General features: G+C 39.2%; 5 protein-coding genes and 1 pseudogene. 2 read left to right on the plus strand and 4 right to left on the minus strand.

The features are described from left to right. Nucleotides 1–285 precede the first annotated feature (285 nt). Nucleotides 286–630, minus strand: a complete 345-nt coding sequence (locus QZ413_RS02950) for a YlbF family regulator (protein ID WP_297076173.1) — start codon at nucleotides 628–630, stop codon at nucleotides 286–288. Nucleotides 631–766: 136 nt separating this feature from the next. Between QZ413_RS02950 and QZ413_RS02955 the strand changes: the two genes are divergently transcribed. Continuing rightward, nucleotides 767–961 (plus strand): hypothetical protein, encoded by a 195-nt coding sequence (locus QZ413_RS02955; protein ID WP_297076175.1) that lies wholly within the window; start codon nucleotides 767–769, stop codon nucleotides 959–961. A 49-nt stretch (nucleotides 962–1,010) separates the two neighbouring features. Here QZ413_RS02955 and QZ413_RS02960 read toward each other — a convergent pair whose 3' ends face one another. Together QZ413_RS02960 and QZ413_RS02965 are read right to left on the minus strand one after the other, a co-directional pair. After that, on the minus strand, nucleotides 1,011–1,490 hold the full coding sequence (locus QZ413_RS02960) for a GNAT family N-acetyltransferase (RefSeq protein WP_297076177.1): 480 nt from the start codon (nucleotides 1,488–1,490) through the stop codon (nucleotides 1,011–1,013). Between the two features lie 166 nt (nucleotides 1,491–1,656). Next, the gene (locus tag QZ413_RS02965) at nucleotides 1,657–3,858 is read right to left on the minus strand and encodes a PBP1A family penicillin-binding protein (RefSeq protein ID WP_297076179.1); all 2,202 of its coding nucleotides are present in this window, start codon (nucleotides 3,856–3,858) and stop codon (nucleotides 1,657–1,659) included. A 179-nt stretch (nucleotides 3,859–4,037) separates the two neighbouring features. Here QZ413_RS02965 and QZ413_RS02970 point away from each other — a divergent pair, with 179 nt between their 5' ends. Then, complete coding sequence (locus tag QZ413_RS02970) at nucleotides 4,038–4,886, plus strand: RluA family pseudouridine synthase (protein ID WP_297076181.1); 849 nt, start codon at nucleotides 4,038–4,040, stop codon at nucleotides 4,884–4,886. 29 nt (nucleotides 4,887–4,915) lie between these two features. Here the strand turns inward: QZ413_RS02970 and QZ413_RS02975 are convergent. Then, nucleotides 4,916–5,184 (minus strand): annotated as a pseudogene (locus QZ413_RS02975) (16S rRNA pseudouridine(516) synthase); the annotation flags it as partial.

The following is a 5,184-nucleotide window of genomic DNA, read 5'->3' on the forward strand; positions in this document are numbered from 1 at the left end:
CGCCAGCAAACAGCACAAAATCGACCTCTTTGGCGATGGCTAGATCGACAATATGGGCTAAAGTTTGTTGATTATACTGACTAAACTCATAGTCTTCTTGAATTGCCGCAACGCCTTCAAACGGACGATCAAAATGCAGATCTGCACAATGAATAAAACGTATCACTAGGCCCACTCCCTTCTTATTTGTCGTTTTATTTTATCATAGGGAGCATGAAAAGTCAGTTGCTATACGAAAGTTTGTTCGCTAAAAAAGAGGATGTGACGAACGTCACACCCCCTTTTTTATGCTTCTTCGTATAATTCACGTACTGGTGTCATCACGATGTTGTTCATATCGTTGATCAATACGCTAAATGCTTGTTCTGCTTCCATAAGATCAGCAATCGCATTTTGTGTTTGAATCGCTTGTGATAATTCTTGCGCTCTAGTCGCATCTTCTTCGGCCATTTCTTCTCCAGCCATCATTTTTTGTTGTAATGTTTGTTGGAAAAGTTGGAATTCTTTAAATAATGCGTACGCTTCTTCTTCCGCTTTTAAATCTGCAAAAGCTTTTTGTAGTGCTTGGTATTGTTCTGTCGCACGGATCTCACGTTCTAATTCGTTTGCGATATCATAAATATTTGCCATGATGTCCCTCCAATAATTTTACTAGGTTCATTGTAACATTTATTGGGTTTTCTGACAAAAAAACCAAAAATCCATCTTGCGACTGACCTATTATTCTTAAAGATTTGTTAAACTAAAAGAAAAGGGAGCGATGATCATGGGCGAAGCAGAACGAATTGCACAATTAGAACAGGAAAATGCATATTTACGTTTAGAAAATGAAAATTTACACTTAAAACTTGAACAAAAAAGTCATACCAATGGCTGGATCTGGGCGTTGATTCCCATCACAGCGATTATTGTGGGTGGCTTTTCAGAGATTTGGACCAAAATAATCGATGTCTTCTTTTAAGTGAATCTAGCGGTGAAATATCAAAAGGGTGTGACAGATGTCACACCCTCTATTTAGCGTTCGCAATGAGATGTAGCTTCTCTTCGGTGACACGAAATGTCGTCCATTCATCCATTGGAAGTGCACCAAGTTGTTTATAAAATGCAATCGAATTGGTATTCCAATCTAAGACCCACCATTCTAAGCGTCCATAGTCGCGCTCTAGTGCCAGATTGGCTAAAAAGGCTAAAATCTGTTTGCCGATTCCTTGACCACGATACTCTTTTTGGACATAGAGATCTTCTAAATACAGACCAGGTTTTCCTAAAAATGTCGAAAAATTAGTAAAAAATAGCGCAAAAGCAATCGGTTTTCCATTGACTTCCCCAAAAATCACTTCTGCTTTTTGTTCATCAAATAAATACTTTTCTAGTAAGGCCTCTGTCGCCACCACTTCATGCATTAATTTTTCATATGCAGCGAGCTCTTTGATAAAGTCTAAAATCACAGGTACATCTTGTCTTGTTGCAAATCGAATCGTTACGTTCATATAACCCTCTCCTTTACGCTTAGTATACCAAAAACTCACTAGTGGGGACTAGTGAGTATGGGAGAAAGAAATGAAGAAAAAACTATTTGTTTGGGTATGAACCTAGTGTAACTTTTATTGCTTAACTCCAGCTTAATAAAAAAATGAGCGATCACTCGCTCATTTTTTAATGCCATAATTTATCCAAAACCCCATTCCAAACTTTCTCGGTCGTATCTTTCAATACCTCACCGGCAGTTTGCAATCCTTCTTTAGTTTTCTCAGTGATCTCGTCGACGCCTTTTTGCCAAGAACTTTTAGCGTCTTCCTTCGCTTTTGCTTCAGCCTCATTGACAGTCATCACGACACCATCTGTTTGATACGCATCCGCGACATCAAATGTTGAACCGCTCGTATAAGGTAAAATGTTTTCAGCAACTTTTTGGAAGATCAATCCAGCTACTGTTTCACTCGTTCCTTGTAAGTAATGTAACTCACTAGATTGTTCAAAACCTAGCCATGTAGCAATCACTAGATCTGGTGTATAGCCGATAACCCATTGGTCGTTTACTTTAGACGCGTCAAAATTGGTTTCAGTTGTCCCAGTTTTACCTGCGACAGTGTAGCCTGCTGGATCGGCTAACACACCTGTCCCATTTGAAAATGTTCCCAGTAAAATACTTGTCATCGCTGTTGCAATTTTTTCTGAGATGATCCGTTTTCCTTTAACAGAACTATTGTCCACGATCACAGCGCCCGTTGAATCGACGATCTTCGTAATCAAACGAGGTTTGTAATACGTTCCACCATTGGCAAAGACGCTATAAGCTGCGGCCATAGTCAACGGAGATTCTCCATATTTCAAACCACCTAATGCTAAGCCCCAATATTTGTCTTCATCCGACAATGATAACCCGAATTCTTTCGCCTTATTAAATCCTTTATCTAAACCGATCTCGTGCAATAACCAGACAGCAGGTAAATTCAAACTTTGAGCAACGGCTTGGTACATCGGTACTTCACCAGAATAAGTTTGACTGTAATTACTTGCTTTATAGTAACTTAAAGGCTCATCTTTTAAAATACTTGCTGGAGTATAGCCTGCTTCTAACGCAGGTGTATAGACCGCTAGTGGTTTGATTGTCGATCCCGGTGAACGCTTCATCTGAGTCGCAAAATTGTACCCACGAAAAACTGACTCACCCCTGCGACCGACTAAAGCTGTCACACCACCGTCTTTAGGTGACACAGCCACACTTGCCGATTGTACCATCTCGCCATCTTCGGCATTATCTGGAAAATAGCCATCAACAGTATACGTATCTTGCATCGCTTGTTGTTGATTTTGATCAAGTGTCGTATAGATCTTATACCCTCGATTTAAAATATCATCAGCATCTAGTCCATACTCTTCGACCGCTTCATCGATAACTGCATCAAAATAAGATGGATAGCGATAACTATCGTTTCCTGGTTGATAATTATCTGCTAATAATGAATCAAGTGGGATTGCCGCTTGCGCTTTAGCTTCTTCAGCCGTCAATTTCTGGTTATCGACCATCAGTTGCAAGACCGTATCACGACGATTAGTCGCATTATCTAAGTGGTCGATTGGATTATACAGCGAAGGTCCCTTAAGCATACCGATCAAGGTAGCCGCCTCTCCAGCTGATAATTCACTAGCATTCACACCAAAATATTTCTCAGAGGCATCTTGCACGCCCCAAACACCATTCCCAAAATAAGAAGTATTGAGATACATCGTTAAAATTTCATCTTTACTGTAATGTTTTTCGATTTCGATCGCTAAAAAGATTTCTTTAGCTTTACGAGTAAACGTTTGATCCAAGGTCAAATAGGCATTTTTAGCCAACTGTTGGGTGATAGTGCTTCCTCCACCTCCAGAAGCGCCACGATTGATAACAAAACGTAATGCTGCCCGACCGATCCCTTTAATATCAAAACCGTGATGCTCATAAAAATTGCGATCCTCCGTCGAAATCACACCATCAACTAGATAGGGTGACATTTCATTTAACTGAATGTAGGCACCTTTTTGTTCATATAATTTCCCCGCACTTTCGCCATCACGATCATAAATCAGTGTCGATTCTTTTAGTCCGGATTCTAATTCGGAGACATTGGTTGTTTTTGCAACATAAAATAAATACACACTCGTACATAAAATAGCAATCATACCTAGTAAGATCAATAGTTTATTAACATGATATTTTTTCCATATTCGTTTTCTAAAATGATGAAACCGAATCAAGTAAGGTTTACTAAATTGCCAACTCGTTTTACTCGCTTTTTTGATCCAATGATAACTAATGATTGCAGCTTCTTTTAGCCAGCGCCAAAGTTTGATCATCCATTCCTTAAACTCCATAGCATACCTCCATTATGTTACTATACATGACTTTTTTCTATCTGATATCCATCTTAAGACGGAATTTCTTCAAATCACATCCTAGATAGTGTATCATGAGTTTGCTAGAAAAAAATTGTTTTTTTGTTAAAAATACCTAAAGTATCTACGATTAAAACCGCTCTATGAAAGGAACAAACATGAACTATCAAATCAAATTACCTAGTGATCAACGCGTAATGACCATTCGAGAACTACTCGAACAAGAATGGCTCGTTCCTAGAAAAGTTCGTCATTTTTTACGGGTCAGAAAGCATGTAATGGTAAATGGTGAAGTCGCCAAATTTCATGAAGAAATCCATCCTCATGATACGATTTCGCTTGAATTAGCCGAAGAGGACTATCACTTCCAAGAGATTCCTTTAGGAGATCCTAAAATCGAAGTCTTATTTGAAGACGAACACTTACTGATTGCAAACAAACCATTTGGAATCAAAACACATCCAAACCAGCCTGGTGAAACCGGTACGTTTTTTAACAATGTTCAAGCTTACTTAGCTCAAAAACAAGAGCGTGGCTATATCGTCCATCGCTTAGATAAGGAAACTAGCGGTGTCGTGTTATTTGCCAAAAATCCATTAGTTTTACCTATTTTAGGCCGACTTTTAGAACAAAAAGAAATCAAGCGAACATACCAAGCAATCGTCAAAGGAATCGTAACGCGTGATCAAACGATTAACTTAGCCATTGGGCGTGATCGCCATGACCGTAGAAAACGCGTTGTTGATCCACGAAACGGCCAAACAGCGATTACACATGTCAAAGTCATCAAACCATTCACACAAAAAACGGCTCTAGAATGTCAGCTAGAAACAGGACGAACGCATCAAATCAGAGTTCATTTACAAGCAATCGGACATCCCATCATAGGTGATCCACTTTATGGAAAATCTGCTGATCGTTTGTATCTGCATGCTAAGCAAATTGAACTCATCCATCCATTTACTAAAGAAGTACTATGTGTTCGTACTAGTGATTCCTTGATTTAATTAAAAAAAGAGGTTGTGACAGAATTTTGTCACAACCTCTTTTTCAATTGTTCAAGCTCTGTTGTACTTAGTTCTCGGTATTCTCCTAAAGCTAGATCACTAGGCAAGACTAGTTGTCCCATGCGGATCCGTTTTAAATACGTGACTTCTTTTCCTACCGCTTGGACCATGCGCTTGACTTGATGGAATTTGCCTTCATGTAAAACGAGTTCGATCTCGCTTTCATCAAGTGCTTCATCATAAGATAGAATCGTCAGTTCAGCTGGTAAACATACTTCTTTTTGATCGATCGTGAGGC

The organism is uncultured Enterococcus sp., assembly GCF_913775425.1.
Taxonomy (GTDB): domain Bacteria; phylum Bacillota; class Bacilli; order Lactobacillales; family Enterococcaceae; genus Enterococcus_G.

Coding starts and splice junctions, on each gene's coding strand:
- QZ413_RS02970 (WP_297076181.1), top strand. CDS start 4,038: ATGAACTATCAAATCAAATTACCTAGTGATCAACGCGTAATGACCATT.
- QZ413_RS02960 (WP_297076177.1), bottom strand. CDS start 1,490: ATGAACGTAACGATTCGATTTGCAACAAGACAAGATGTACCTGTGATT.
- QZ413_RS02965 (WP_297076179.1), bottom strand. CDS start 3,858: ATGGAGTTTAAGGAATGGATGATCAAACTTTGGCGCTGGCTAAAAGAA.
- QZ413_RS02950 (WP_297076173.1), bottom strand. CDS start 630: ATGGCAAATATTTATGATATCGCAAACGAATTAGAACGTGAGATCCGT.
- QZ413_RS02955 (WP_297076175.1), top strand. CDS start 767: ATGGGCGAAGCAGAACGAATTGCACAATTAGAACAGGAAAATGCATAT.